The organism is Streptomyces sp. YIM 130001, assembly GCF_003574445.1.
GTDB lineage: Bacteria > Actinomycetota > Actinomycetes > Streptomycetales > Streptomycetaceae > Streptomyces.
This window is the reverse complement of sequence record NZ_KZ984551.1, coordinates 156,087-179,034: the sequence shown is the minus strand read 5'-3', so window position 1 is coordinate 179,034 and position 22,948 is coordinate 156,087. Positions and strand designations below refer to the sequence as shown.

Sequence of the window (22,948 nt, the reverse complement as noted above, 5' to 3'; positions counted from 1 at the left end):
ACGCTCCGCCGCAGAAGGGGGTTTGACGCCATGAAAGGTGACCGCGTGGAGATAGTCGTGGACGCGGGCGACACGACACGGACGTACGAGGTGGTGGCCGGGCGGGCCGGCCGCCGGGTGGAGACCGCGGTACGCCGCGGCGTGGTGGAAGTGAGCGAAGTCACCCGCAGTGGATCGGTCGTCCGCACGGCCCGCTTCATGGCGAACAGAGTCCTCGCCCTGGTCGAACAGCCGGTCCCGAGGGAGGACCCCGCGGAGACGGCGGCGCGCCGACCCCTCGGGGAAGACCCCGAGTCCTAGGTCCACTTCTCCACCCAGGGGAGTACACGACCACGTCAGGGGTCATCCCGCAGGAGGCCCGGCAATCGGTACGAGGGCATGACGCCCGAAGGGCCCGGTCCGCCTAGATTTGTTGTCAAGCGGCGGGTGCAGCACTCGTCCCCCGAGGTCAGACACCCGCCGCTGCCAGACGACAGGAGAGGAACCATGGCCGACACAGCGACGCGGACCATGATCCGCACACGGGGACGCAAGGCACAGGCGGCATTCGGTGGCCGCCAGTCCGGTACGCGTCACCCGCTCGTGGCGACAGCCATGGTGCTTCCCCTGGCGGCCCTGCTCGTAGTCGTCTTCGGCGGCTGGGAAGCAGTGGTCACACAAGCGTCGTCCGTGGGCGTGATGCTGGGGCGCTGAGCGGCGCCCCAGGCCCGGAAGAGCGGTCCGGGCGGGGACATCCGGCCAGTTGGCCCCGTGGGGACGGGGGTGCGGCGGACGGCACAAATGCTCGCGCAGCTGGGGAGCTGCGCGAGCATTTTTGTGCCCTGCGGCTCCTCCTCGCGGCAGCTCGCGAGGTACACGTCGACGCCCCGCCCCCGTAGGCTCACCGCGAAGTCCGATCTACGGCGGGGGAGCCGTGACGAGTACCCTCCAGCGGGACCTGGCGGCCGCCGCTCGCGCGCTGGCGCACCCGGACCGCGAGAAGTGCACCTGCACCGTGCGCCGGGCGGTGCTCGCCGACCGCCCGGACGGCACCGTCGTCCGCCACGGACCGGTGGTGGCGAAGGCCCACGCCCCCACCGCGGACCCGCTCCGGCTGACCGCCCGCATCGCCGTCGCCGCCCGTCCCGCGCTCGCCGGCGTGACGCTGCACCCGCTGCCCGCTCCCGTCACCGCGCTCGAGGGCCGCCCGGTGTCCTGCTGGCCGTACGGCGCCCCCGTCGACCCCACCGCGCCCGAGAACGCCCCCTGGAGCGTCGCCGGCACACTCCTCGCCCGCCTGCACCGCACGGACGTCTCCCGGCTCCCGGGCCCGCTTCCTTCCATGCGTGGGCCCCGGAAGGCGGCCGCCGCCCTGAACCGGATGCGCCTGACCGGCGACGGTCCGGCAGCGAAGGCGGTCGAGCAGGCCTGGTCGGCCCTCCCCGCCTGGGCCCGCGCCGATGCCCCCATGCCGGGACCACCCGCGCTCTGCCACGGCGACTGGCACCTCGGCCAGCTCGTACGCACCACCGACGAGACCGCCTCCTGGCTGCTCATCGACGTCGACGACCTGGGCCTCGGCGTACCCGCCTGGGACCTGGCGCGTCCCGCCGCCTGGTACGCGTCCGGCCTGCTGCCCGCGGAGGACTTCGCCCGCTTCCTCGACGCCTATCGAGCCGCCGACGGCCCGGCCGTGCCGCCGGCCGACGACCCCTGGCCGGCCCTCGACGTACCCGCCCGCGCACTCACGGTCCAGACCGCGGCGACCGCCGTCGCCAAGGCGGCCGCGGGGAGCCGTGAGCTGGACGAGGTGGAGGAGGCGTTGGTCGACTCGTGTTCCCGAATGGCCGCTCTCCGCGCGGAGTTGGAGACCGGATCTCCCGGTTAAGGTTCCGGGGACGGAAGCCGGAACCCGTACCGGTGAACCTGTTGCCCATGGCGAGGAGTTGAGCCCGACATGCAGTGTCCCAAGTGCCGAGCGCCGATGCAGACGTACAACCGCAACGGCGTCCAGATCGAGCAGTGCGGCGGCTGCCGGGGGATATTCCTCGACTACGGCGAACTGGAGGCACTGACCCGGCTCGAATCGCAGTGGGCCCAGCAGGCTCCGCCGCCCGCACCACCGGCGGCCCCCGCTCCCGGTTACCAGGCCGCACCGCCCCCGCCTGCCTGGGGAGCCCCGTACGGCGGCCACCACGGCATGCATCACGGGCAGCACGGTCACTACCGCAACAAGGGTTTCGGCCGGATGCTCTTCTCCTCCTGAGCCCGAGCACGAAGAAGCCCCCGGCGAGCGCCGGGGGCTTCTTCGTGCGGTGGACGATACTGGGATTGAACCAGTGACCTCTTCCGTGTCAGGGAAGCGCTCTCCCGCTGAGCTAATCGTCCTCGGGAACCACGACCGGGATCGTGGCAACTGCGTGCGCGATACTGGGATTGAACCAGTGACCTCTTCCGTGTCAGGGAAGCGCTCTCCCGCTGAGCTAATCGCGCGGGGCCCGTAAGCGTACCGGGTGGTGGACGATACTGGGATTGAACCAGTGACCTCTTCCGTGTCAGGGAAGCGCTCTCCCGCTGAGCTAATCGTCCTTGGAGGTGGAGACGGGATTTGAACCCGTGTAGACGGCTTTGCAGGCCGTTGCCTCGCCTCTCGGCCACTCCACCAGGAGCGTAGGGGTTCGGGAAGATCCCCCACTTCGAGCGGACGACGAGGTTCGAACTCGCGACCTCAACCTTGGCAAGGTTGCGCTCTACCAACTGAGCTACGTCCGCCTGTCCGACCGAGGCGCTTCGCGTCCCGGCGACGAGTTGAACTCTAGCGGATTACGGAGCCAGCACAAAAACGCGTTGAGTGTGAAAGCGCAGGGTGGACCCGCTCGCGTACCCGCTCGACGTCCATGTCGTCGAGCCAGGCGAGTCCATGACACAGGGCCTCGTGGCTCACGCCGAACAGCTGCGCCAGGCAGTGCATCTCCCGCATCGTCCACCGGATCTCACCGCGCAGCCGCTCGGTCACCGCTACATCGCGCCTCGGTGCTGACCTCCGCTCACCTGCGCGCGATCGCGCAGAGTCCTCAGGCGTCACGGATGGTGATGTGGGATGCCGGCTGAGGCCGCACCCTCCTGGCGCTGGTTCCTGATCCGAGCCCTGTGGGGCTCACCCTGGGACGTTGCTCTTCACCGTCCTGTACGTCGTAGGGCAGGCGGTCGACAACTCGGGCGCTACTTCACCGCCTGGACAACGAAACGCTCATGAACACCGGCTCGGTCCCACGGCCCGGCGGTCCGCCGTGGCGGCAGCGCTTCAGTTTCCGTACAGCGCCCGGGCACGGCCGTCATCGCCTCATGCACCCGCTCGCGACGCTTCAAAGGCGTATCCAGCGGTCGCGAAGCCCTCGGCCGCGGGGCAACCTCCAACAGCACCATGCCGTCACGCTCGTTGGACGTGTGCTACCTCAACCCCCCGTAGCTACGGGTACACCCGCTCGCCAGAGCGGATGGACCGGTCGGTGGATCGGGTGTCGCTCACCGGGAGCCGCCGGGGTAGCCGGGCCGACCGGCCGTTTCCAGATCCTCGACGACGGACGTGTGGAGCAGGCCCGACTCCATCGACGCGCCCAGTTCGCCGCCACCGTCATCGCGGCTCACGATCACCACGGACGTCTTGTACGTCCCGGAACCCATGCGACGGGCCGTATCGCCGTGCAGATCGATAGCGATGTCGAGCCGTACTGCTTCGTCCTCTTCGACAACGTCGAAGAGGCGCAGCGTTCCGCGGTCGGTTTCCGTCAGGTACTGCTCAATGCTGTCCTTGACGGTCACGTACTCGGCCACGTACTCGGCGTGGATTTCGATCAACCGCATTTGACCTCGATGCCCTTGGCAGTGAAGCACCCGTCGCCGATCTTGTAGGAGTAGGCGGTGAGGATGCCGAGCGGACGGCCGTCCGGCGTGCGCGAAGCGTGTCACGTAGGTGCCCACCTCGTCCGAGATGCGGTTGACCAATGCGAGCCCGCCGATGACTGCTGTCGGGCACGCCGCTCATGGCCTTGGTGTCCTCGCCTACGGCCTCAAGTCCACTTGACGTAAATGCGGCCGGTCTCATCGATCCACACTTGGCGGCGGTACGTCATCGTGCCGGCTCTGGCGGCGATGCCGCCCGCGGCCCCAGCGGCGCCCGCAGCCGCGCCACCGCCCACGGCGGCTACGCCAGCCATGATCATGGGGATTCCGATGATCGCTCCGATGATTGTCAGTGTCAGCAGACCGCCCATGGCCATGAGTAGGAAGCCGCCGATCATGCTCATTACTCCCACGCCGGCGGTGGCGGCCCCGGCCAGCTGGCCTCCGCCGGTCACGGGCGTGTCCCGGCCTATGAGTGCCGCACCGGGCTTGCGGTGAAGCACGGTCCACCCCTGGGCGATCAGATTGCCGATGCAGTGGTCAAAGGCGTTTTCACGCTCTTCCGGAGTGAGAGGGCGGCCAGGCCCTTCGTGCAGGACCTGAGGTGCGGCGTCCGCACCCCACGCGGGGATGGCTGCTCTGGATGCGTTCTGCTTCCCGCGCCTGACGAGGGCCACGACGTCACCTCTGTCCACCCGTTGCTCGATTCCGTGGATCAACCGTGTCATGTGTGCTGACATGCGGCATTTTGTGTCCTGGCGTGGGCGTGCGCTGCCACGCACCCACCGGTGGACCCGGCCTCCTACGCCGCGACGTTGTTCGCCACGAACGTGGTCGGGAGGGAGTGGAGATCCCAAGGCTGCGGCGACAGTGGATCGCGAGCGACTAGCGAGTGCCCCGTCTGGGAGGGCGGGCGCACCCATGCCGTCTGGCACGTACCGTGCACCAGACGGCATCACAGCACCGTAGGTGCCAAAGATCACGAACCTTGAGGGGGCACCTCACGCCCGGCATCCCCCTGCCAGGCGCAGCCACGGACGCGCCCCCCCCACGATCGCCCCGCACGCTGGGTTGGTGGGCGAGCGGGTCGAGTCGCTCGGAACGCGTTGACGCAGCGTGCTGTGCCGACAGCGGCCCGGGATGGACTCAAGGCACGGTTCTACACTCGCATGCGTGCTCGACCAACCCTCCCTCGCGCGCTTCGCCGGTTTCGTCGCGACCGATCTGCGCGATGTCACCAACGACCCCGCTGCCCTGGACTCCGACGGGTTCTGGGCCGTGTCCGCAGATTTCGAAGGGCGCCTGGTCTGCGCACGTTTCGGGAAGGTCACCGCCGAACCGGCTCCGCAGATCGTCCCCGGTCGCTGGCAGGGCCCGGCGGTCGGTGACTGGACGTCGTCGCTCGATCGCGAGGCGTATGTGAGCGGAGTGCGACGCATCCGCGGGCACATCGCGGCGGGCGAGGTCTACCAGGCCAACCTCTGCCGGGTGCTGTGCGCGCAACTGGCACCCGCCGCCGACATCGACGACCTCACCGCGCTGCTCGCGCACGGCAATCCGGCGCCGTACGCGGGCACGATCAGGCTCCCGGCGTACGGCGTCGAGATCGCCACCGCCTCGCCGGAACTCTTCCTGCGCCGCTCCGGCAGAGTCGTCGAGTCCGGCCCGATCAAGGGGACCGGCCGCACCGAGGAGGACCTCCTCGACAAGGACCACGCCGAGAACGTCATGATCGTCGATCTGGTCCGCAACGACATGGGGCGGGTCTGCGCCACCGGATCGGTCACCGTCCCGGACCTGTGCGCCGTCGAGAAGCACCCCGGTCTCGTCCACCTCGTGTCCTGCGTACGCGGCGAACTCGCCGAAGGCACCGGCTGGGCCGAGCTCCTTGCGGCCACCTTCCCGCCGGGTTCCGTCACCGGCGCCCCCAAGTCGTCCGCGCTGCGGATCATCGAGTCCCTGGAGACCGCCCCGCGCGGGCCCTATTGCGGCGGCATCGGCTGGGTCGACGCCGATCGGGCACGCGGCGAACTCGCCGTCGGTATCCGGACGTTCTGGGCGGACCGGGAGCAGGGGCTGCTGCGGTTCGGCACCGGTGCGGGGATCACCTGGGGTTCCGATCCGGAACGCGAGTGGCGCGAGACCGAACTCAAGGCGTCGCGTCTGCTCGCCGTAGCATCGGCCCAGTACAGCTCGTACCAGCAAGGCGGAGGGATCCGAACGTGAAGATCTGGCTCAACGATGGACTGCGGGACGAGGACGCGGCCCTCGTCTCCGTCTTCGATCACGGACTCACCGTCGGCGACGGCATCTTCGAGACGGCCAAGGCGATCGACGGCCGCGCCTTCGCCCTGTCCCGGCACCTCGACCGCCTCGCCCGCTCGGCCGCCGGACTCGGTCTGCCGGCACCCGACCTCGACGAGGTACGCACGGCCTGCACCGCCGTACTCGAGGCCAACCCCATGCCGCTCGGCCGGCTCCGGATCACCTACACCGGCGGTCTGTCGCCGCTCGGCTCGGACCGCGGAAACACCGGCACCACGCTGGTCGTGGCCCTCGGCGAGGCCACCCGGCGGCCGGACAGCACGGCCGTCGTCACCGTCCCGTGGACCCGCAACGAACGCAGCGCGCTCGCGGGTCTCAAGACCACGTCGTACGCCGAGAACGTGGTCGCCCTGGCCCGCGCGCGTGAACAGGACGCGAGCGAGGCGCTGTTCGCGAACACCGCCGGCAGTCTCTGCGAGGGCACGGGGTCCAATGTGTTCGTCGTACTCGACGGCGTGCTGCACACCCCGCCCCTGTCGGCGGGCCCGCTGGCCGGCATCACCCGCGCCCTGGCCGTGGAGTGGACGGGCGCCCGCGAGACCGACCTGCCGCTGGACGTGCTCGAGCGCGCCGACGAGGTCTTTCTGACCTCCTCGCTGCGTGACGTCCAGGCCGTGCACCGGGTTGACGGTCGCGAACTGCCCGGCGTCGCCGGGCCGGTCACCGCGAAGGCCATGCGGATCTTCGACGAGCGCGCGGGGAACGACCTCGACCCGTAAACCGGATGACTGCCGCCGCCGCAGTGGGTAGAAAACGAACGATGACCACGACCCTGCGGCCGACCGGGCCGATCCAGCAGTCCGACGAACGAGTCCGCTCCCGCCGCTACGAGGTGTGTGTGAACAGCCGCGCGGTCGGCGAGACGGAGCTCGCCACGCACGAGGTGTTCGGGCCGGAGGTGGGCCGGATCCTTGCGCTGCGGATCGACGACGCCGACCGCGGGCGGGGCCGTGGCACGGTGGCCGCGCTCGCCGCGGAAGAGGTGCTCAGAGGCTGGGGCTGCCGCAGGGTGGAGACGACGGTGCCGGCGGACGCGGCGGCCGCCCTGTCGCTCGCCCAGGCACTCGGCTATACCGAGCGCAACCAGCAGATGTCCAAACCACTCACGGCCGACGAGCCCGTCGCGCTGCCGGACGGCAGCCGCGGCCGACCGATGACCGAGGCGGAGTACGTGCACTGGCGCGAGGCCGGCCGGAACTCGTATGCGCGGAGCTGGATCGACCGCGGTGTCCCGGAGGCCGAGGCGCGGGCCAAGGCCGAGCACGACCATGCCCGGCTGATGCCCGAGGGGCTGCACACCCCGGGGATCGTCCTGCGGGTCCTGGAGGACTCGGCCGGCCAGGCGGTCGGCACCCTGTGGGTGTCGCTCGACGACGCGATGGCGTTCGTCTACGACGTGAAGGTCGACGAGCGGTACCGCGGGCGCGGCCACGGCCGTTCGCTCATGCTCCTCGCCGAGTCCGAGGTGCTGGCGGCGGGCCGCGACGTCCTAGGCCTCAACGTCTTCGCCGGGAACGTCCCGGCCCTGTGCCTGTACGAATCCCTCGGCTACCAGGCGCTGACCCACTACTTCTACAAGGACCTGGTCTAGGCCGCGTACGGCTCTCCGGCAGGCCCTCAGGCCCTCAGGCCCTCAGGCCCTCAGGCCCTCAGGCCCTCAGGCCCCAGCGCCTCAGGCCGGGCCGTCGTCGGCGAGAAGCCGGTCCGCGATCGCGGAGATCCGCTCGCGCAGCCCTTCCTGGCTCTTGCCGCCGTCGAGACGCTCACCGCCGATGACGTACGTCGGTGTGCCCGTGACGCCGATGGCCTTGCCCTCCGCCTGATCCGCGTCGACGATCAGAATGTGCCGGCCGTCCACCAGTGCGGTGTCGAACTCCTCGGCGTCCAGACCCAGTTCGGCCGCGACCTCGACCAGCAGGGCCTCGCCCTTGCCGTCGAGCTCGCCGACCCTGGCCAGGACGGCCTCGATGTAGTCCCAGCCCCGGCCCTGCTCGACGGCCTCCTCGGCGGCCTGGGCGGCGGCGAAGGCGTGCCGGTGCTTCTCGAGCGGGAAGTGGCGCAGGCGCAGGTCGAGGCGGTCGCCGTAGGCCGTGCGCAGCGCGCGGATGTCGTCGAGGGCATCCCGGCAGTCCGGGCACTGCAATTCGCACCAGACGTCGAGGGTGACGGGGTGCGTGGGGGAGGAGTCGGTCATGCCGTCAGTCTTCCAGCCCGCCGCGGACCAGCCCAATCCGGACCCGGGGGAGGAGTACGAACCCTGACTGGGGAGGAGATCCGCCCCTGACTTGTCCCTGAGGTCGCGCCCGATCGTGGCCCCACGGCACCCCGACGGTGCAGGATGGAGGGGACGTAACCGTAAAAGGCTCCCAGCTGGAGGACCGGATGCTTGCCGAGACCATCTGTTCAGCGGTGTCCGCGGCCGGCCTGGGTATCGCCGCGATCACTGCGTACCGCAAGCGCTTCCTGACGGCGACGCGCATCGCGGCGTACTCGCTGATCCCGGTCGGTCTGGTGATGACCGGGGTCGTGGACTGGGTCTCCGACCTGGTCTTCAAGCCCAGTACCTGGGTCGGCTTCGGTGTGCTCGGCCTGTCCTGGGTCCTGTTCGCGAGCAGCCGCGCCGTCGAGCGCCGCCGCGGCGGCACCCGCAAGGACCGCAAGGCGGCGGCCCGGGCGGAGCAGGGCGCGGCCGTCGCTCCCGACGCCTCGGCGCCGTCCCTGGGAGCCGGGCAGCAGGCGGCGGCCCCGCAGGCGAAGGCGAAGTCCAAGCCGGCGGCCGAGCCGCAGGAGGACTTCTCCGACATCGAGGCGATCCTCAAGAAGCACGGCATCTGAGACCTCCCGGCCTCGGCCTGAACACCGAACCGAGCTGGGGCCGTACACCGTGCCCGAGGGCCTCCGGACCCTCGCGCCGGACCCGTCGGCCGGAGGGAGTGTCCGGCATACGGGAACCGGCCCCGGATTCCCGCGAACTCCCGCACCTCATTGGCGTGTTGGCGGATACGCGAGCCTTCGCTGAGCCATCATTCGCCCCGAGATGCACGACACTTCCCGGGGCCAGGCCCCCGCACCCCCGTCCGAGCAGCGAGGCTGTCTTTTCGCGCTCTCCCAGCCGCCCTTGATGATCTTCCTCGCGGTGATCGGCTGTCTGCTGTTGTTCGGGGCGGCTCATGACCTGCTCCTACTGTGAGCGCCGCCGCACCGATCAGCCCGCGGCTTCCTTGCGTCGTGCCCGGTAGGCGGCCACGTGCAGCCGGTTCCCGCAGGTACGGCTGTCGCAGTAGCGGCGTGAGCGATTCCGGGACAGATCCACGAAGGCGCGACGGCAGTCCGGGGCCTCGCAGCGCCGCAGCCGGTCCTGTTCTCCCGCTACGACGAAGAACGCCAGGGCCATCCCGCAGTCCGCGGCGAGATGGTCCGCCACCGAGGCGCCCGGCGCGAAGTAGTGCATGTGCCAGTCGTAGCTGTCGTGATCGGTGAGCCGCGGCGTGGTGCCGGCGGCGGCCACCAGTTCGTTGATCAGCAGGGCCGCGTGACGCGGCTCCGTCGACGCGAAGATCTCGGCGAAGCGGCCGCGTAGCCGGTGGACGGCCGCCAGGTCGTGCTCCGCGAGTCTGCCCACATCGCTGACCTCGTGGCCGCGGACGAATTCGCCGAGGGCCGCCACATCGGGGATCCCTTCGCCGGTGTCGCCGTCCGGTGCGGTGTTCACCAGATCCACCACGGTGTCCAGCGCGCACCGGGTGTCGTGGGTGATCAGCACGTTTCGCTCCCTGGCATGGAGGTCGGGCCGCTGCCCGCCGACGCTGGCCGATGCTAGCGGGTCGACCTCTCACACACCGGCGCCGTCTCCGCGGGGAAACCCGTGGAGACGGCGCCGGTCACTGCCTGTATGCGATTGTCTTGGCCCGAGCCGTCGCCCCGAGTCGGACGGCACCGGGCTGCTTTCCGGCGGACTGCCTGGCTCAGCTTTCGGCCAGGATGTGCGAGAGCTCCGTATCGAGATCGAAGTGACGATGCTCCGTGCCTGGGGGAACGGCGGCATCAGTCCGCTTGAGGAAGGATTCCAGGGCCCGCGCCGGGGCCTCGAGCAGGGCCTCGCCCTCTGGGGAACTCAGGGCGATGCAGACGACTCCCTGACCGTGACTGCGCGACGGCCAGACTCGGACGTCGCCGGTTCCGGTGGGGCGATGAAGCCCCTCAGCGAGGAGATCGCGGGCGAAGACCCACTCGACGGTCTCTTCGGCTCCGGTGTGGAAGGTGGCGTGCACGGCGTAGGGATCGGCCGTGTCATACCGCAGTCCGGCGGGTACAGGCAGTGAGGACTCGCTCGACACAACGAGGCGCAGGTGCAGCTCGCAGCTGACCGTGGTGTTCATAAGCGCCAGGGCCTTTCGCTCAGTGTGCGCTCGGGGATTCGCACGTCGGCGAAATCGACATGCCACCTACGGTGGTGTTGTAAACCCCTCTGAGTGTTTTGGGTGGCTTTCGGTCGCTCGTACAGCGGTCGACGTGTTTGCGAGGTACCGCCAAACTGGTGAAGCGTTTCCGTCCGGTAATATTCGGCGGCATGAACACGGGGAGTAACGGAGACGGAGAGGCTGCAGCGGCCACCGAATCTCCGGAGAACGAGCAGTCCGAGCGGGAGCTGGGATCGAGGGCGCCGGACTTCGTGCGGTCCCGCAGGGCGCTCCACATGAGCTGGCAGGTCGGCGTTTTCGTCGTCGGTCTGGCCGTGGTCGGAGCCGGTGTGGCGATGCTGGTCCTGCCCGGTCCCGGCTGGCTGGTGATCTTCGGCGGCATGGCGATCTGGGCGACGGAGTTCGTCTGGGCTCAGCTGGTGCTGCGCTGGACCAAGCGCAAGGTCACCGAGGCCGCGCAGCGTGCTCTCGATCCGAAGGTGCGCCGACGGAACATGATCCTGACCGCCACCGGTCTGGTGATCGTGGCCGTGCTGGTCGGGATCTACCTGTGGAAATTCGGCCTCGAGCTGCCCTGGAACATCGAGGAGTGACGCCGTTTCCGTGCGGAGAACGTGGTCGGGCACGGTCCTGACATGCGGTAATGTTCTCCGTGCGCCCGGGCGATTAGCTCAGTGGGAGAGCGCTTCGTTCACACCGAAGAGGTCACTGGTTCGAACCCAGTATCGCCCACCCGTGGTGTTGGTCCGTGAGACGTCGAGTCTCACGGACCTTCGTCGTTTCCGGCGCCTCGGCGTAAGCCTCTGGGGATCGCCGGTCAGTGCATGCGGCCCAGGAGTTCGCGCAGCCGTCGCGCGTCCCGCAGCCGGTGTTCGTACGTCGCGCCGAGGGCGAGCAGCAGCAGGCCCGCGAGCGCCGGCGGGAGCCAGCGCGGCAGCGTGCCGACCAGCTGGGCGAGGTGCGGGGCCAGCTCGTGCAGGCCGACGAGGCCGGCGGTCGCGGAGCCCAGCGCCAGGGGCGCCTGGAGGCCGTGACGGGCGCCGAGCAGGGTGACCGCGAGGGCGGCGGTCCCGAGCAGCAGTGGACGCTGCCAGGTGGCCTCGCCCCACACCGCGATCAGGCTGGGCACCAGCGTCGTCGCGAGCCCCGGTCCGTACGCCGTCCAGGACGGCAGCTCCGGGGAGCGGCGGCGGTGCAGGAGACCGAGGACCAGGGCCGGGATCGTGACCGGCAGGGTGTACGCCTCCGGAGTCCCGACGTCCCAGGCGGCCAGCCGGACCCAGCCGGCCAGGACGAAGAGCGTTGCCGCCAGGGGAGCGGCGACACGTCGCCGCTCCGGGCGCAGGGCCGTCGCCGCGGCGATCAGGCCGCCCAGGGCCAGCGTCAGGGCGAGATGCGGCGCGCGGTCCGCTGCGGCAGCGAGGGCCAGGAGACCGGCGCCCGCGCCCGCAGACTCGACGGGTGCGGCGACGCCGAGACCGCGCAGCCGGTGGCCGACAGCCGCAGTCGCGGCCGGGATGAGCAGCAGTACCGGAGCGATCGCGTGCCGGGGCAGACCGAGGCTCGCGGGCACGGCGACCGCGAGGGCCGTGGCGCAGGCGACCGCGCCGCAAGCGGGCGCCCACCGTCCGCGCCCCTCCGGGTGCACGACCGAGGCGGCCAGGCAGCCGGCGAGCAGGATGCCGAGTGTCGTGACCGTCGCCGGGCGGGTGGCGAGGCCGAGGAGGAATGCGCTGACCGCCGAGGCGCCGGCGAGGACGGTCGCGGTCGTGGTGAGAGCCGTGAGCGGGGTTCGCTGCGTGTCCTTCTCGGTGCCGGACGACGCGCGGGCGCGGGGCAGCAGGGCCGCGACCATGAGGAGGGCCAGGGCCAGGGCGATGTGGACGGCGAGCGCGGCCGGGTGCGGCAGATCGAACGCCGCCGTGGCTGCGGTGACCGCGGACCAGGCGAGGAACAGGGCGCCGCAGATCGCGGCGGTCTGCCGCAGGATGGCCGAACTAGCCGGGTTCGTAAGGGAGTTAATTGTCGTGGTGGAGCCTTCGGCTGACTGGTGCGCGGTGGCCGCGAGTTGGGTGGGAGCCGGTCCCATCTGGCGTCGAGCGAGGAGGAGTACGGCGGCGAGTACGGCGAGGCAGGCCGGGGCGGCCGGACCCACGCCCGTCCCGTATGCGACATCGTTCGCGGCTCCCGACCACACCGCGTTCAGCTGCGCTGCGGGGGCGGACAGAGCCCCGGACAGTGACGGCAGGGACCACAGCAGAGCCCAGGCCTGCACCGCGCCGCAGGCGAGGGCAAGTCCGTGCCGCAGCGCGAGCGGCAGGCGAGTGAGCCACAGCGTCAACACGCCTACGGAGCACAGCAGATGGAGCGGGACCGTCCATGTGCCCGGCAGCGATGTACTCGCCACCGAGGCCGGTGCGAGTACGAGGGCGCCGCCGGCCACCACGGACAGCGCGATCGCCGGGCGGGAGGAGGTGAGCCGGGACGCCGCGAGGAGTGCGAGCGCGGCGGCGGCGAGCAGCAGCATCCCGGGGCCGGCGGCGGCGGACGGCGTGCGGGCCGCTGCCGACAGGGCCACGGCCATGGCGACGGCGGCCGTTCCCATGACGCAGGCGGCCGCTGACGCGGTGACGCGTACGGCGCGAGACACCGGTCGCCATGCCGGCGCGCAGTCCGCGGCGGCCGTGGCGAGCAGCGCGACCGCGAAGGTGAGCGGCGTGACATCCGCGGCCAAGCACCCGAGCAGCAAGGGAAATTGACCCAGCATCAGGGCTACGGGCAGGGGAGAGCGAAGGTCCCGGGCGGCGGCACCGTACGCGGCCCACAGCAGAGCCAGGACGCCCGAGGCCACCGTCGCGTACCGCAGCGGCGCGACGTCCGCGAGGGCCACTCGGTGTACCGCGTAGGCATCGAGCAGGGTCAGGACCAGGGCGGTGGCGGCCACGGTCTCAGCCGTGGCGCCGAGCCCGCGGCGCAGCAGCAGCACAGGAGCGGCGAGGGCGGCGGCCGTCGCCGCGCCGAGCACGGCGGCACGTCCGCCGATCCCCAGGTGCCCCCAACTGAACAGGGTGAACGCCACCGCGGCCACCGCGAGCAGGACGCCGCCGAGGGCGAGCAGGACGTTCCGGACGCCCGGCGGATTCGTCTCGGCCGTCGGCCGTGCCGATCCCCACGCGGACCCCCAAGGGGCGGCGGGAGGCACGGACGGACGGGGCGGCTCCTGGGCGAGTGCCGACACCAGGACGGCCCGGCGGGCCAGCAACTGGCCGCGACGGGACTCGAGTCGGCCCAGTTCGTGATCGAGGATCCGCAGTTCCTCGGCCGGTGGCGGGACAGGATGCATGCTCGGCAGTCTGCGCCCGGCAGTGCGCCCGCCGGATGCGCACGGCTACTCAGGTCGGACTGAGTAGGTGCGGCGGAACGCCGAGCCGTTCGTGACCGTCGGCGGGCCGGAGTGCGGGGCACACTGACCCCATGGACTGGTGTCACTACCGCTTCCGCAGTGTCTGGGTGCTGCCGGCGGCGCCGGAGCAGGTCTTCGCGGTGCTCGAACGCGCCGAGGAGTACCCCTACTGGTGGCCGCAAGTGCGTGAAGTGCGGCCGCTCGACCGGGTGACGGGCACCGCCCGCTTCCGCTCGCTGCTGCCGTACGACCTGCTGGTCACCGGGCGGGAGCAGCTCCGGGACCCGGCGGCCGGGCAACTCGGGATCGCGATGAGCGGGGACCTCGTCGGCTGGGCGCGGTGGACGGTGACGGGCCGGGGGACGGTGACCCGCGCCCTGTTCGAGCAGGAGGTCGAGGTGCGGCGGCCGCTCATGCGGCGTTTCGCGGTGCCAGGCCGGCCGGTGTTCCTGCTCAACCATGCGGCGATGATGCGGGGAGGGCGGCGCGGGCTCACGGAGTGGCTTGCGGCCGAGTAGGCGTGGGAGGCGTCGCCTGTGCTTCGCCGCGGTCGTGTGGTGGCGCTACTGGTTTGAAGGAACGGCGCGACGACCTGTATGGTTCAGTGCGTTCCCGGGCGATTAGCTCAGTGGGAGAGCGCTTCGTTCACACCGAAGAGGTCACTGGTTCGAACCCAGTATCGCCCACCGGAAACAGCCGGTCCGTCGTAGACGGACCGGCTTCTTCTTTGTCCGGACGTCGTCGTGCCGTAGTCCGTGCCGGACGGTTTCGGAGCGGAGCGGATCAGGCCGCCGCGCGCAGTTCCGGGCGCATCGGCCATGCCGGATCGACCGACTCCGTCGAGCCGCTGCGTGCGAACCACTCCTCGAGGCCGCGCGCCTGGGCCGCGTGCCACACCGCCTGCCGCGCGTGGAGTTCGGCCGGCGACATGGGCTCCAATCGCTCGGCGAACCGGCGGCCGACGGCCCGTGCCACCTCCATCGCCGCATGGGCGTCGGCGGTCGCGTCGTGCGCCTCGTCCCGGCGTACGCCGTACTCCGCGCACAGGTCGGTCAGGGTGCGTCGGCCCTTGCGGTGACGGTCGAGATGCCTGTCGATGACCCGGGGGTCGAGCACGCACAGCGGACGGTTCTCCAGGTAGCGGGCCAGTGAGGAAGCCCGATGGCGGCGTAACTCGCGGTCGAGCAGCGTGAGATCGAACGGGGCGTTCATCACCACCAACGGCTTGCCCGCAGCGCTGAGTTCGGCGAGTTCGCGGCCGATCTCCTCCATCACCGGGGCCGGCCAGCGGCCCTCGCGGCAGAGCCGGTCCTCGGTGAGCCCGTGCAGTGCGGTCGCCGCGCGCGGCACCGGTATGCCCGGGGTGACCAGCCAGCGCGAGACCCGCGGTCGCGCTCCCGCGGAATCCTGCACCACTACGGCGGCCGACACGATCCGGTCGGTCTCGACGTCCACGCCGGTGGTCTCGATGTCGAACGCGGCCAGGGGACCCTCGTACCAAGATGTCATCGCCAAGCAACTCCCTGTCCCTGCACGGCGGATGGCGCGAAGGGTGTCCATCCGCCCGTCAACGCCCTTGGCGGGGCCGCATGTTGCCCGCATCGCCCGAGCTGGTGATACCCGCCCTGTTCGCGCCGTACGCCGACCGGGGGCACCGCAGCTGACGGGCGGCGCGGAGGATCGAGGTGGCCGCGGCTTTCGGGGGCACACGGATGCCGCCCCGTGCAACGTCGGCCGAGGTTGATGCCGCGGGGCGGGGCCGCATGACGAGGGCGGCGTGCGTGCGCGCGGGGCAGACCCTGGCGGCGGTCGTGGGCGGGGCGGCGGCTCGCTCCTGAGAGCCCCTGCGGTAGACGGGTGGCACCCGGGCCTGTCGCCTGCCGTCGGCGGCCCCGCGCGACCGTTTCGCGGTGGGCCCTGTCCGCTCGGTACGATTCAGACGCGCAGTGTCCACTGTGGCGCCCCCATCAGGCAGGAGAGACCGGTGTCAGACGTCCGTGTGATCATCCATCGCGATTCCGAGCGGGAAGAGCGCGTGGTGACGACGGGCACTACGGCCGCCGAGCTCTTCGCCGGCGAGCGCACCGTCATCGCCGCCCGTGTCGCGGGAGAACTGAAGGACCTCGCCCACGAGATCAAGGACGGCGAGGAGGTCGAGCCGGTCGAGATCTCCTCCGACGACGGTCTGAACATCCTGCGCCACTCCACCGCGCACGTGATGGCCCAGGCCGTGCAGGAGCTGTTCCCCGAGGCCAAGCTCGGGATCGGCCCGCCGGTCAAGGACGGCTTCTACTACGACTTCGACGTCGAGAAGCCGTTCACCCCCGAGGACCTCAAGGCCGTCGAGAAGAAGATGCAGGAGATCCAGAAGCGCGGCCAGCGCTTCTCGCGCCGCGTCGTGACCGACGAGGCCGCCCGCGAGGAGCTGGCCGACGAGCCGTACAAGCTGGAGCTGATCGGGCTCAAGGGATCCGCCTCCAGCGACGACGGCGCGGACGTCGAGGTCGGCGCGGGTGAGCTGACGATCTACGACAACCTCGACCCGAAGTCCGGCGACCTGTGCTGGAAGGACCTCTGCCGCGGTCCGCACCTGCCCACCACCCGCAACATCCCGGCGTTCAAGCTGATGCGGAACGCCGCCGCGTACTGGCGGGGCAGCGAGAAGAACCCGATGCTGCAGCGCATCTACGGCACCGCCTGGCCCACCAAGGACGAGCTCAAGGCGCACCTGGAGTTCCTCGCCGAGGCGGAGAAGCGCGACCACCGCCGCCTGGGTAACGAGCTGGACCTGTTCTCCATCCCCGAGCAGATCGGCTCCGGCCTCGCCGTCTTCCACCCCAAGGGGGGCATCGTCCGCCGGGTCATGGAGGACTACTCGCGCCGCCGGCACGAGGAGGAGGGCTACGAGTTCGTCTACACCCCGCACGCCACCAAGGGGAAGCTCTTCGAGACCTCGGGCCACCTGGACTGGTACGCCGACGGCATGTACCCGCCCATGCAGCTCGACGAGGGCGTGGACTACTACCTCAAGCCCATGAACTGCCCGATGCACAACCTGATCTTCGACGCGCGCGGTCGCTCGTACCGTGAACTGCCGCTGCGGCTCTTCGAGTTCGGCACGGTGTACCGGTACGAGAAGTCCGGCGTCGTGCACGGTCTGACCCGGGCCCGCGGCTTCACCCAGGACGACGCGCACATCTACTGCACCCGCGAGCAGATGGCCGACGAGCTCGACAAGACGCTCACCTTCGTCCTGGGCCTGCTGCGTGACTACGGCCTCAACGACTTCTATCTGGAACTGTCCACCAAGGACCCGGAGAAGTACGTCGGCTCCGACCAGGCCTGGGAGGAAGCCACCGAGGTCCTCGCGCAGGTCGCCGAGAAGCAGGGCCTGCCGCTGGTACCGGACCCGGGCGGCGCCGCCTTCTACGGCCCGAAGATCTCCGTCCAGGCGAAGGACGCCATCGGTCGTACCTGGCAGATGTCCACCGTGCAGCTGGACTTCAACCTGCCGGAGCGGTTCGACCTCGAGTACACCGGGCCCGACGGCGCCAAGCAGCGGCCCGTCATGATCCACCGGGCCCTGTTCGGCTCGATCGAGCGGTTCTTCGCCGTGCTCCTCGAGCACTATGCCGGTGCGTTCCCGGCGTGGCTGGCTCCCGTGCAGGCCGTCGGTATCCCGGTCGGGGACGCGCACGTCGACTACCTGCAGGAGTTCGCCGCCGACGCGCGGAAGAAGGGACTGCGGGTCGAGGTGGACGCGTCGTCGGACCGGATGCAGAAGAAGATCCGCAATCAGCAGAAGCAGAAGGTGCCGTTCATGGTCATCGTCGGCGACGACGACATGAACGCGGGCACGGTGTCGTTCCGGTACCGGGACGGCTCCCAGGAGAACGGCATCGCGCGCGAGGACGCACTGGCCAAGCTGGCCGACGTGGTCGAGCGCCGCGTGCAGGTCTGAGCCCGGACTCGGCCAGGCGACCGCGGCCCCCGGAAGGCAGCAGCTTTCCGGGGGCTGCGCCGGTCCGGCCCCGGCGATACGGTCCGCCTCCGTGAAGTCATATGCTGCACACCATGACGAGTGAGCCGGAGCAGCAGATCGGAGTGGGTACCCAGGACGCGTTCCAGCGCCTGTGGACGCCCCACCGGATGGCCTACATCCAGGGCGAGAACAAGCCCAGTGGGCCCGATGCCGGCGACGGCTGTCCGTTCTGTGCGATCCCGGCCAAGTCCGACGAGGACGGGCTCATCATCACCCGCGGCGAGCACGTGTACACGGTGCTCAACCTGTACCCGTACAACGGCGGACACCTGATGGTGGTGCCGTACCGGCACACCGCCGACTACACCGAGTTGAACGCGGCGGAGACCGCCGAACTGGCCGAGCAGACCAAGCGCGCCATGACGGCGCTGCGGGCCGCGTCCGGCGCGCACGGATTCAACATCGGGATGAACCAGGGCACGGTGGCGGGCGCCGGCATCGCCGCGCACCTGCACCAGCACGTGGTGCCGCGATGGGGCGGCGACACCAACTTCATGCCGGTGGTCGGGCACACCAAGGTGCTTCCGCAACTGCTTGCGGACACCCGGAAGATGCTCGCCGACGCCTGGCCGGTGGACTGACCGCACGCGGACCGCACTCTGCGGGCGCTCCTACGCGTCGTAGACGTCCGCCTTGCGGGGTGCGGCCTCCTGCACCACGTTGCTCAGGAACAGCGAACGGTTGCCGAAGCGCTCGGTGTTCACGCCGTTCTCCTTGAGGACCCTGAGGGCCGATGCGTGCACCACACGCAGTACGGGGGTGGCCGCGCGCAGTGCGTCGTCGGCCATGAAACGGTGCCGCCAGGGCTTGTCGGCCCAGGCGTGGCGCAGGCCGAAGGGCTCCGGCAGGGTCAGCTTGCCGCCCAGGTAGTTCAGGAGCGGCGGAAACCAGGTGAAGGGCGCGCGGGCGGCGAGACGCACCACCTCCGCTGTCTCGACGAGCGGCTGCTTGACCTCCTTGGTCTCCCAGAACTTGACCGCCCGCGAGACCTCCTTGACCTTGGCCTTCGGCTTGGTCGTGAAGAGCGGATGCACCGGCCCGAGCGCGTGCCCGGTCACCTCGATGCGCAGCGTCTCGTGCAGCACGGTCACCGTGATCAGCATGGTGATCACCAACTGGCCGTCCCAGAGCACGAACTGGACGCCGAGGTAGTGCCGGTCACCGCTGCCGAACTGCTGCTCGTTGCAGATGCGCTGTATCTCGTGGCCCTTGATCTGGAAGGCCTCCACGTCGGTCCCGCCGGGGCGGGCCACCTCGCTCGCGTTCTCCCCCACCGGGGAGACCACCCAGTGGCGTATCGACGGCTTCGGGAAGCCCCCGGTGTGCAGCGGGCCGCGCTCCAGGAGCAGCAGCTGGTCGTGAACCGCGCGGACGACGTCCCAGCTGCGGAACGGGTTGATCTCCGACTTCTCGTCCACGGGTATCAGCTCTTCGGCGAGCTGCCAGCTGCCCCAGCGGGTTCCCATGCCGAGGATGCCCTTGGGGCCGGCGTAGAAGACCGAGTTCGAATGCTGCTCCGCGGTCAGCCGGGCCAGACTCTGGCGCAGGCGCTCGGCCGCCGTCTGGTTGGGGGTGCTCGGAACCGCCTCCGGGATCTTGGGGCCGATGCCACCGCCCGCGAGCAGGCTCTCCCAGCGCCCCCTCAGGTCACGGGCCGTGCGCTCGCAGATCTGCTTGGCGAGCAGCCAGCCGAGCACCGGCACGATGACCATGGCCCGTATGTAGAGCCCGAGCAGGCCGGTGAACGGCAGCTTGACCAGGTACAGGACCCCGAGACCGCAGGCGCCCACCAGGAGTGCCGTGCCCAGTGCGGCCATGCGGCGGTCCTTGAGGCCGCCCAGCGTCTTGCGGATCTGGAAGATGAGCAGCCAGATGAGCAGGCCCGGCAGGAACAGCACCCCGAACAGGAAGGTGACGCCGGTCAGACGGGTGTCACGCGCCTTGCGGATGCCGTTCGCCGCGAGGCAGTGCTCGACGACCGACTGCGGCTCCATGCCGAACGACTGGATCAGCGGCTTCCGCGCGCCGCCGAGCATCCTGGTCTGCACGGCGTGCGAGAACGCCTCGCCCAGATTCGGTGCGAAGAGCGACAACTTGCCCTTCTTCACCGTGGACTTGTGCCATTCGCTGTTCGCCTTGAGGATCTCGTCGAGCGGCACGTCGCGGTACGCGGCCGAGGCCAGGGCGTGCGTGGCCGCGGTCTCGCCTGCCGCGCCCGACAGCGGCACCTGCGCACCGGGCCTGAAGTCGAAGAGATCCGCCACTACTGCCCCCATCACCGCACTGCCGCTGCCGCGGCCCTTGCCGACTTGCCTGCCCCGGCGACCTGTTGAGGATTCCGGTCCCGAGGTCACCGTGCCCGCCCCGCAGATCATCAATGTATCGGGGGGCACTGACATACGTCAGGGGACGTCACAATGACGGTCGGCCGCAACAGAGTTGAACAGGCGTCATTCAGCCACGGGGCAGCGCCGGCGGTCGGCCTGAGGTGCCTCAGCCCGCCTCTTCCGTCTCCTCCCGGAGTTTGGCCGCGAGCGGCGCGGGCACCGGCTCGTGCCGGACGTAGCTGCGCCCGAAACGGCCGGTGCCGTGCGAGAGGGAGCGCAGGTCCACCGCGTACCGGCCGATCTCGACGTCGGGAACCTCGGCGCGCACCAGGGTCCGCCCGCCGGGCGACTGCTCGGTGCCGACCACTCGGCCTCGCCGGCCCGCCAGATCGCTCATCACCGCGCCCACGAATGCGTCGGGCACCAGGACCCGTACCTCGGCGACCGGTTCGAGCAGATGGATCGCGGCGTCCGCGGCCGCCTCCCGCAGGGCCAGGGCGCCGGCCGTCTGGAAGGCGGCGTCGGAGGAGTCCACCGAGTGCGCCTTTCCGTCGAGAAGGGTGACCTTGACGTCCACGATCGGGTGTCCGGAGGCGATGCCCCGCTGGGCCTGGGCGCGTATGCCCTTCTCCACCGAGGGAATGAACTGCCGCGGCACCGCACCACCCACCACCTTGTCGACGAACTCGATGCCCGCGCCGCCCGGCAGCGGCTCCACCTCGATCTCGCAGACGGCGTACTGGCCGTGGCCGCCGGACTGCTTGACGTGCCGTCCGCGCCCCGCCGCCTTGCCCGCGAAGGTCTCGCGCAGCGGAACCCGGTGCGCCACGACGTCGACCTGTACGCCGTAGCGGCTGCGCAGCCGCTCGAGGGCGACGTCCGCGTGAGCTTCGCCCAGGCACCACAGGACCACCTGGTGGGTGTCCTGATTGTGTTCGAGGCGCATGGTCGGGTCCTCGGCGACCAGCCGCGAAAGACCTTGCGAGAGCTTGTCCTCGTCCGGCTTGCTGTGGGCCTGGATGGCGAGCGGAAGGAGCGGGTCCGGCATGGACCACGGCTGCATCAGAAGCGGGTCGTCCTTGCTCGACAGCGTGTCGCCGGTCTCCGCGCGGGTCAGCCGCGCCACACAGGCCAGATCGCCCGCGATGCAGGAGGAGAGCACGCGCTGCTGCTTGCCGAACGGCGCGGAGAGAGCGCCGATGCGCTCGTCCAGGTCGTGGTCCTCGTGCCCGCGGTCCGCCAGACCGTGCCCCGAAACGTGCACGGTCACGTCCGGCCGCAGCGTGCCGGAGAAGACCCGCACCAGGGACACCCGGCCCACGTACGGATCGGAGGAGGTCTTCACCACCTCGGCGACGAGCGGCCCCTCGGGAACGCAGGTGGGCGCACGACGCGCGGCGCCCTGCGGAGTGGTGACGGGCGGAGCCTCGCGTTCCAGAGGTGTCGGGAAGCCGCCGGTGATCAGCTCGAGCAGTTCGACCGTACCGATGCCTTGCCGGGCGCCTTCCGCGGCGGGGGCGGCGGCGAGAACAGGGTGGAAGGAGCCGCGTGCGACGGCCCGCTCCAGATCGTCGACCAGGGTCTTGTGGTCGATCTCCTCGCCGCCGAGGTAGCGGTCCATCAAGGACTCGTCCTCGCTCTCGGCGATGATCCCCTCGATCAAGCGGTTACGTGCGTCCTCGATCGACGGCAGCCGGCCGGGATCCGGCTCGGACTCCTTGCGCTCGCCCGACGCGTAGTCGAGGACCCGCTGCGAGAGCAGGCCGACGAGACCGGTTACCGGAGCGTGCCCGTCCGCGCCCTGCGTCCCGTGCAACGGCAGGTACAGCGGCAGTACGGCGTCCGGGTCCTCGGCCCCGAAGGCCTCCGCGCAGATCCGGGTCATCTCGGTGAAGTCGGCCCTGGCCGCCTCCAGGTGTGTGACGACGATGGCGCGGGGCATGCCGACCGCCGCGCACTCCTCCCAGACCATGCGGGTCGCGCCGTCCACACCGTCCGCCGCCGAGACGACGAAAAGGGCCGCGTCCGCGGCGCGCAGACCGGCCCTGAGTTCCCCGACGAAATCCGCGTAGCCCGGGGTGTCGATGAGGTTGATCTTGATGCCGTCCCAGTGCAGGGGGACCAGGGACAGCTGGACCGAGCGTTGCTGACGGTGCTCGATCTCGTCGTGGTCCGAGACGGTTGTGCCGTCCTCCACGCGCCCCGGGCGGTTCACGGCTCCCGCGGTCAGGGCCAGGGCCTCCACCAGGGTCGTCTTTCCCGAACCATTGTGGCCGACCAGCACCACGTTCCGTATCGACGCGGGACGGTCGGCCGTCGCTGCCCTGCCGGCGGCCCCGGGGTGTGTGCTCGCCTTGTCGCCCATGCTGTGCCTCCCGATGGGATGACTCCCGATTGCGTTGCACGGTGGGGGAGAGGGCGCGGACACGCGGGAACCGCGTGCGGGGGCGGCTCCGGCGACGCCCGCGGTCCTTCGAGCTTTCCACTCGGGTCCGGGCGCGTCCATACGTCTCACGGGATCGCCGGCAGCCGGTACACGGCCGGTCCA

Annotated in this window: 22 protein-coding genes and 7 tRNA genes; 15 read left to right on the top strand and 14 right to left on the bottom strand. The window is 70.5% G+C overall.

Features of this window, described 5'->3' with window-relative positions; genetic code table 11:
- The first annotated feature begins 30 nt into the window (after nt 1-30).
- The 4 genes from DSC45_RS08610 (at nt 31) to DSC45_RS08595 (ending at nt 2,245) form a co-directional block, all read left to right on the top strand.
- Complete coding sequence (locus DSC45_RS08610; protein ID WP_119288747.1) at nt 31-300, top strand: hypothetical protein; 270 nt, start codon at nt 31-33, stop codon at nt 298-300.
- 186 nt (nt 301-486) lie between these two features.
- On the top strand, nt 487-693 hold the full coding sequence (locus DSC45_RS08605; RefSeq protein WP_119288745.1) for a hypothetical protein: 207 nt from the start codon (nt 487-489) through the stop codon (nt 691-693).
- A 265-nt stretch (nt 694-958) separates the two neighbouring features.
- Nucleotides 959-1,867, top strand: a complete 909-nt coding sequence (locus tag DSC45_RS08600; RefSeq protein ID WP_240434562.1) for a phosphotransferase family protein — start codon at nt 959-961, stop codon at nt 1,865-1,867.
- A gap of 69 nt (nt 1,868-1,936) precedes the next feature.
- Entirely contained in the window at nt 1,937-2,245 is a 309-nt protein-coding gene (locus DSC45_RS08595) for a TFIIB-type zinc ribbon-containing protein (RefSeq protein ID WP_119288741.1), read from the top strand.
- A 50-nt stretch (nt 2,246-2,295) separates the two neighbouring features.
- Here the strand turns inward: DSC45_RS08595 and DSC45_RS08590 are convergent.
- The 7 genes from DSC45_RS08590 to DSC45_RS08555 form a co-directional block, all read right to left on the bottom strand.
- Nucleotides 2,296-2,367, bottom strand: a tRNA-Val gene (locus tag DSC45_RS08590).
- Between the two features lie 33 nt (nt 2,368-2,400).
- Nucleotides 2,401-2,472 (bottom strand) — tRNA-Val (locus tag DSC45_RS08585).
- A gap of 21 nt (nt 2,473-2,493) precedes the next feature.
- Nucleotides 2,494-2,568: transfer RNA gene (locus DSC45_RS08580), tRNA-Val, on the bottom strand.
- A gap of 1 nt (nt 2,569) precedes the next feature.
- Nucleotides 2,570-2,643 (bottom strand) — tRNA-Cys (locus DSC45_RS08575).
- Nucleotides 2,644-2,678: 35 nt separating this feature from the next.
- Nucleotides 2,679-2,751, bottom strand: a tRNA-Gly gene (locus DSC45_RS08570).
- Between the two features lie 753 nt (nt 2,752-3,504).
- Nucleotides 3,505-3,843, bottom strand: coding sequence for a hypothetical protein (locus DSC45_RS08560; protein ID WP_119288737.1), 339 nt, complete (start codon nt 3,841-3,843; stop codon nt 3,505-3,507).
- 206 nt (nt 3,844-4,049) lie between these two features.
- Entirely contained in the window at nt 4,050-4,622 is a 573-nt protein-coding gene (locus tag DSC45_RS08555; RefSeq protein WP_162929171.1) for a hypothetical protein, read from the bottom strand.
- A gap of 433 nt (nt 4,623-5,055) precedes the next feature.
- Between DSC45_RS08555 and DSC45_RS08550 the strand changes: the two genes are divergently transcribed.
- Genes DSC45_RS08550 through DSC45_RS08540 form a run of 3 tightly spaced genes read left to right on the top strand, consistent with a single transcriptional unit; the run spans nt 5,056 to nt 7,798 of the window.
- Nucleotides 5,056-6,108, top strand: a complete 1,053-nt coding sequence (locus tag DSC45_RS08550; protein ID WP_119288733.1) for a chorismate-binding protein — start codon at nt 5,056-5,058, stop codon at nt 6,106-6,108.
- The gene (locus tag DSC45_RS08545) at nt 6,105-6,926 is read left to right on the top strand and encodes an aminotransferase class IV (protein ID WP_119288731.1); all 822 of its coding nucleotides are present in this window, start codon (nt 6,105-6,107) and stop codon (nt 6,924-6,926) included. The genes DSC45_RS08550 and DSC45_RS08545 overlap by 4 nt, the downstream gene beginning before the upstream one ends.
- Before the next feature lie 41 nt (nt 6,927-6,967).
- A complete protein-coding gene (locus DSC45_RS08540; protein WP_119288730.1) occupies nt 6,968-7,798 on the top strand; it encodes a GNAT family N-acetyltransferase in 831 nt (276 codons plus the stop codon).
- An 81-nt stretch (nt 7,799-7,879) separates the two neighbouring features.
- Here the strand turns inward: DSC45_RS08540 and DSC45_RS08535 are convergent, their stop codons facing one another.
- Nucleotides 7,880-8,401, bottom strand: a complete 522-nt coding sequence (locus DSC45_RS08535) for a DsbA family protein (protein WP_119288728.1) — start codon at nt 8,399-8,401, stop codon at nt 7,880-7,882.
- A gap of 188 nt (nt 8,402-8,589) precedes the next feature.
- Between DSC45_RS08535 and DSC45_RS08530 the strand changes: the two genes are divergently transcribed.
- Nucleotides 8,590-9,042, top strand: a complete 453-nt coding sequence (locus DSC45_RS08530; protein ID WP_119288726.1) for a hypothetical protein — start codon at nt 8,590-8,592, stop codon at nt 9,040-9,042.
- Between the two features lie 202 nt (nt 9,043-9,244).
- Nucleotides 9,245-9,397: a hypothetical protein gene (locus DSC45_RS35670; RefSeq protein WP_162929170.1), complete on the top strand. Its 153-nt coding sequence runs from the start codon at nt 9,245-9,247 to the stop codon at nt 9,395-9,397.
- Between the two features lie 15 nt (nt 9,398-9,412).
- Here DSC45_RS35670 and DSC45_RS08525 read toward each other — a convergent pair whose 3' ends face one another.
- Both DSC45_RS08525 and DSC45_RS08520 read right to left on the bottom strand, forming a co-directional pair.
- Nucleotides 9,413-9,970: a CGNR zinc finger domain-containing protein gene (locus tag DSC45_RS08525; RefSeq protein WP_119288724.1), complete on the bottom strand. Its 558-nt coding sequence runs from the start codon at nt 9,968-9,970 to the stop codon at nt 9,413-9,415.
- Between the two features lie 202 nt (nt 9,971-10,172).
- Entirely contained in the window at nt 10,173-10,586 is a 414-nt protein-coding gene (locus DSC45_RS08520) for an SsgA family sporulation/cell division regulator (protein ID WP_003959770.1), read from the bottom strand.
- Between the two features lie 191 nt (nt 10,587-10,777).
- Between DSC45_RS08520 and DSC45_RS08515 the strand changes: the two genes are divergently transcribed.
- Complete coding sequence (locus tag DSC45_RS08515) at nt 10,778-11,221, top strand: TIGR02611 family protein (protein WP_119288722.1); 444 nt, start codon at nt 10,778-10,780, stop codon at nt 11,219-11,221.
- A 67-nt stretch (nt 11,222-11,288) separates the two neighbouring features.
- Nucleotides 11,289-11,360: transfer RNA gene (locus tag DSC45_RS08510), tRNA-Val, on the top strand.
- An 85-nt stretch (nt 11,361-11,445) separates the two neighbouring features.
- Here the strand turns inward: DSC45_RS08510 and DSC45_RS08505 are convergent.
- A complete protein-coding gene (locus DSC45_RS08505; RefSeq protein WP_119288720.1) occupies nt 11,446-13,971 on the bottom strand; it encodes an SCO7613 C-terminal domain-containing membrane protein in 2,526 nt (841 codons plus the stop codon).
- 131 nt (nt 13,972-14,102) lie between these two features.
- Between DSC45_RS08505 and DSC45_RS08500 the strand changes: the two genes are divergently transcribed.
- Together DSC45_RS08500 and DSC45_RS08495 are read left to right on the top strand one after the other, a co-directional pair.
- Nucleotides 14,103-14,549, top strand: coding sequence for an SRPBCC family protein (locus DSC45_RS08500; protein WP_119288718.1), 447 nt, complete (start codon nt 14,103-14,105; stop codon nt 14,547-14,549).
- Between the two features lie 96 nt (nt 14,550-14,645).
- Nucleotides 14,646-14,717: transfer RNA gene (locus DSC45_RS08495), tRNA-Val, on the top strand.
- 97 nt (nt 14,718-14,814) lie between these two features.
- Here the strand turns inward: DSC45_RS08495 and DSC45_RS08490 are convergent.
- Nucleotides 14,815-15,540: an exonuclease domain-containing protein gene (locus DSC45_RS08490; RefSeq protein WP_119288717.1), complete on the bottom strand. Its 726-nt coding sequence runs from the start codon at nt 15,538-15,540 to the stop codon at nt 14,815-14,817.
- A 475-nt stretch (nt 15,541-16,015) separates the two neighbouring features.
- Between DSC45_RS08490 and thrS the strand changes: the two genes are divergently transcribed.
- On the top strand, nt 16,016-17,992 hold the full coding sequence (thrS, locus tag DSC45_RS08485; RefSeq protein WP_119288715.1) for a threonine--tRNA ligase: 1,977 nt from the start codon (nt 16,016-16,018) through the stop codon (nt 17,990-17,992).
- Nucleotides 17,993-18,093: 101 nt separating this feature from the next.
- Nucleotides 18,094-18,654, top strand: a complete 561-nt coding sequence (locus DSC45_RS08475; protein ID WP_119288713.1) for an HIT family protein — start codon at nt 18,094-18,096, stop codon at nt 18,652-18,654.
- Between the two features lie 30 nt (nt 18,655-18,684).
- Here the strand turns inward: DSC45_RS08475 and DSC45_RS08470 are convergent, their stop codons facing one another.
- Both DSC45_RS08470 and DSC45_RS08465 read right to left on the bottom strand, forming a co-directional pair.
- Nucleotides 18,685-20,349 (bottom strand): hypothetical protein, encoded by a 1,665-nt coding sequence (locus DSC45_RS08470; protein WP_119288712.1) that lies wholly within the window; start codon nt 20,347-20,349, stop codon nt 18,685-18,687.
- A 217-nt stretch (nt 20,350-20,566) separates the two neighbouring features.
- Nucleotides 20,567-22,765, bottom strand: a complete 2,199-nt coding sequence (locus DSC45_RS08465; protein WP_119288710.1) for an elongation factor G-like protein EF-G2 — start codon at nt 22,763-22,765, stop codon at nt 20,567-20,569.
- Nucleotides 22,766-22,948 lie beyond the last annotated feature (183 nt).

Bases quoted from the DNA above. Each gene is read 5' to 3' on its own strand.
- DSC45_RS35670 (WP_162929170.1), top strand. From the start codon at position 9,245: ATGCACGACACTTCCCGGGGCCAGGCCCCCGCACCCCCGTCCGAGCAG.
- DSC45_RS08560 (WP_119288737.1), bottom strand. From the start codon at position 3,843: ATGCGGTTGATCGAAATCCACGCCGAGTACGTGGCCGAGTACGTGACC.
- DSC45_RS08465 (WP_119288710.1), bottom strand. From the start codon at position 22,765: ATGGGCGACAAGGCGAGCACACACCCCGGGGCCGCCGGCAGGGCAGCG.
- DSC45_RS08470 (WP_119288712.1), bottom strand. From the start codon at position 20,349: ATGGGGGCAGTAGTGGCGGATCTCTTCGACTTCAGGCCCGGTGCGCAG.
- DSC45_RS08555 (WP_162929171.1), bottom strand. From the start codon at position 4,622: ATGTCAGCACACATGACACGGTTGATCCACGGAATCGAGCAACGGGTG.
- DSC45_RS08475 (WP_119288713.1), top strand. From the start codon at position 18,094: ATGCTGCACACCATGACGAGTGAGCCGGAGCAGCAGATCGGAGTGGGT.
- DSC45_RS08515 (WP_119288722.1), top strand. From the start codon at position 10,778: ATGAACACGGGGAGTAACGGAGACGGAGAGGCTGCAGCGGCCACCGAA.
- DSC45_RS08610 (WP_119288747.1), top strand. From the start codon at position 31: ATGAAAGGTGACCGCGTGGAGATAGTCGTGGACGCGGGCGACACGACA.
- DSC45_RS08500 (WP_119288718.1), top strand. From the start codon at position 14,103: ATGGACTGGTGTCACTACCGCTTCCGCAGTGTCTGGGTGCTGCCGGCG.
- DSC45_RS08535 (WP_119288728.1), bottom strand. From the start codon at position 8,401: ATGACCGACTCCTCCCCCACGCACCCCGTCACCCTCGACGTCTGGTGC.
- DSC45_RS08540 (WP_119288730.1), top strand. From the start codon at position 6,968: ATGACCACGACCCTGCGGCCGACCGGGCCGATCCAGCAGTCCGACGAA.
- DSC45_RS08605 (WP_119288745.1), top strand. From the start codon at position 487: ATGGCCGACACAGCGACGCGGACCATGATCCGCACACGGGGACGCAAG.
- DSC45_RS08520 (WP_003959770.1), bottom strand. From the start codon at position 10,586: ATGAACACCACGGTCAGCTGCGAGCTGCACCTGCGCCTCGTTGTGTCG.
- DSC45_RS08530 (WP_119288726.1), top strand. From the start codon at position 8,590: ATGCTTGCCGAGACCATCTGTTCAGCGGTGTCCGCGGCCGGCCTGGGT.
- DSC45_RS08595 (WP_119288741.1), top strand. From the start codon at position 1,937: ATGCAGTGTCCCAAGTGCCGAGCGCCGATGCAGACGTACAACCGCAAC.
- DSC45_RS08490 (WP_119288717.1), bottom strand. From the start codon at position 15,540: ATGACATCTTGGTACGAGGGTCCCCTGGCCGCGTTCGACATCGAGACC.
- DSC45_RS08505 (WP_119288720.1), bottom strand. From the start codon at position 13,971: ATGCATCCTGTCCCGCCACCGGCCGAGGAACTGCGGATCCTCGATCAC.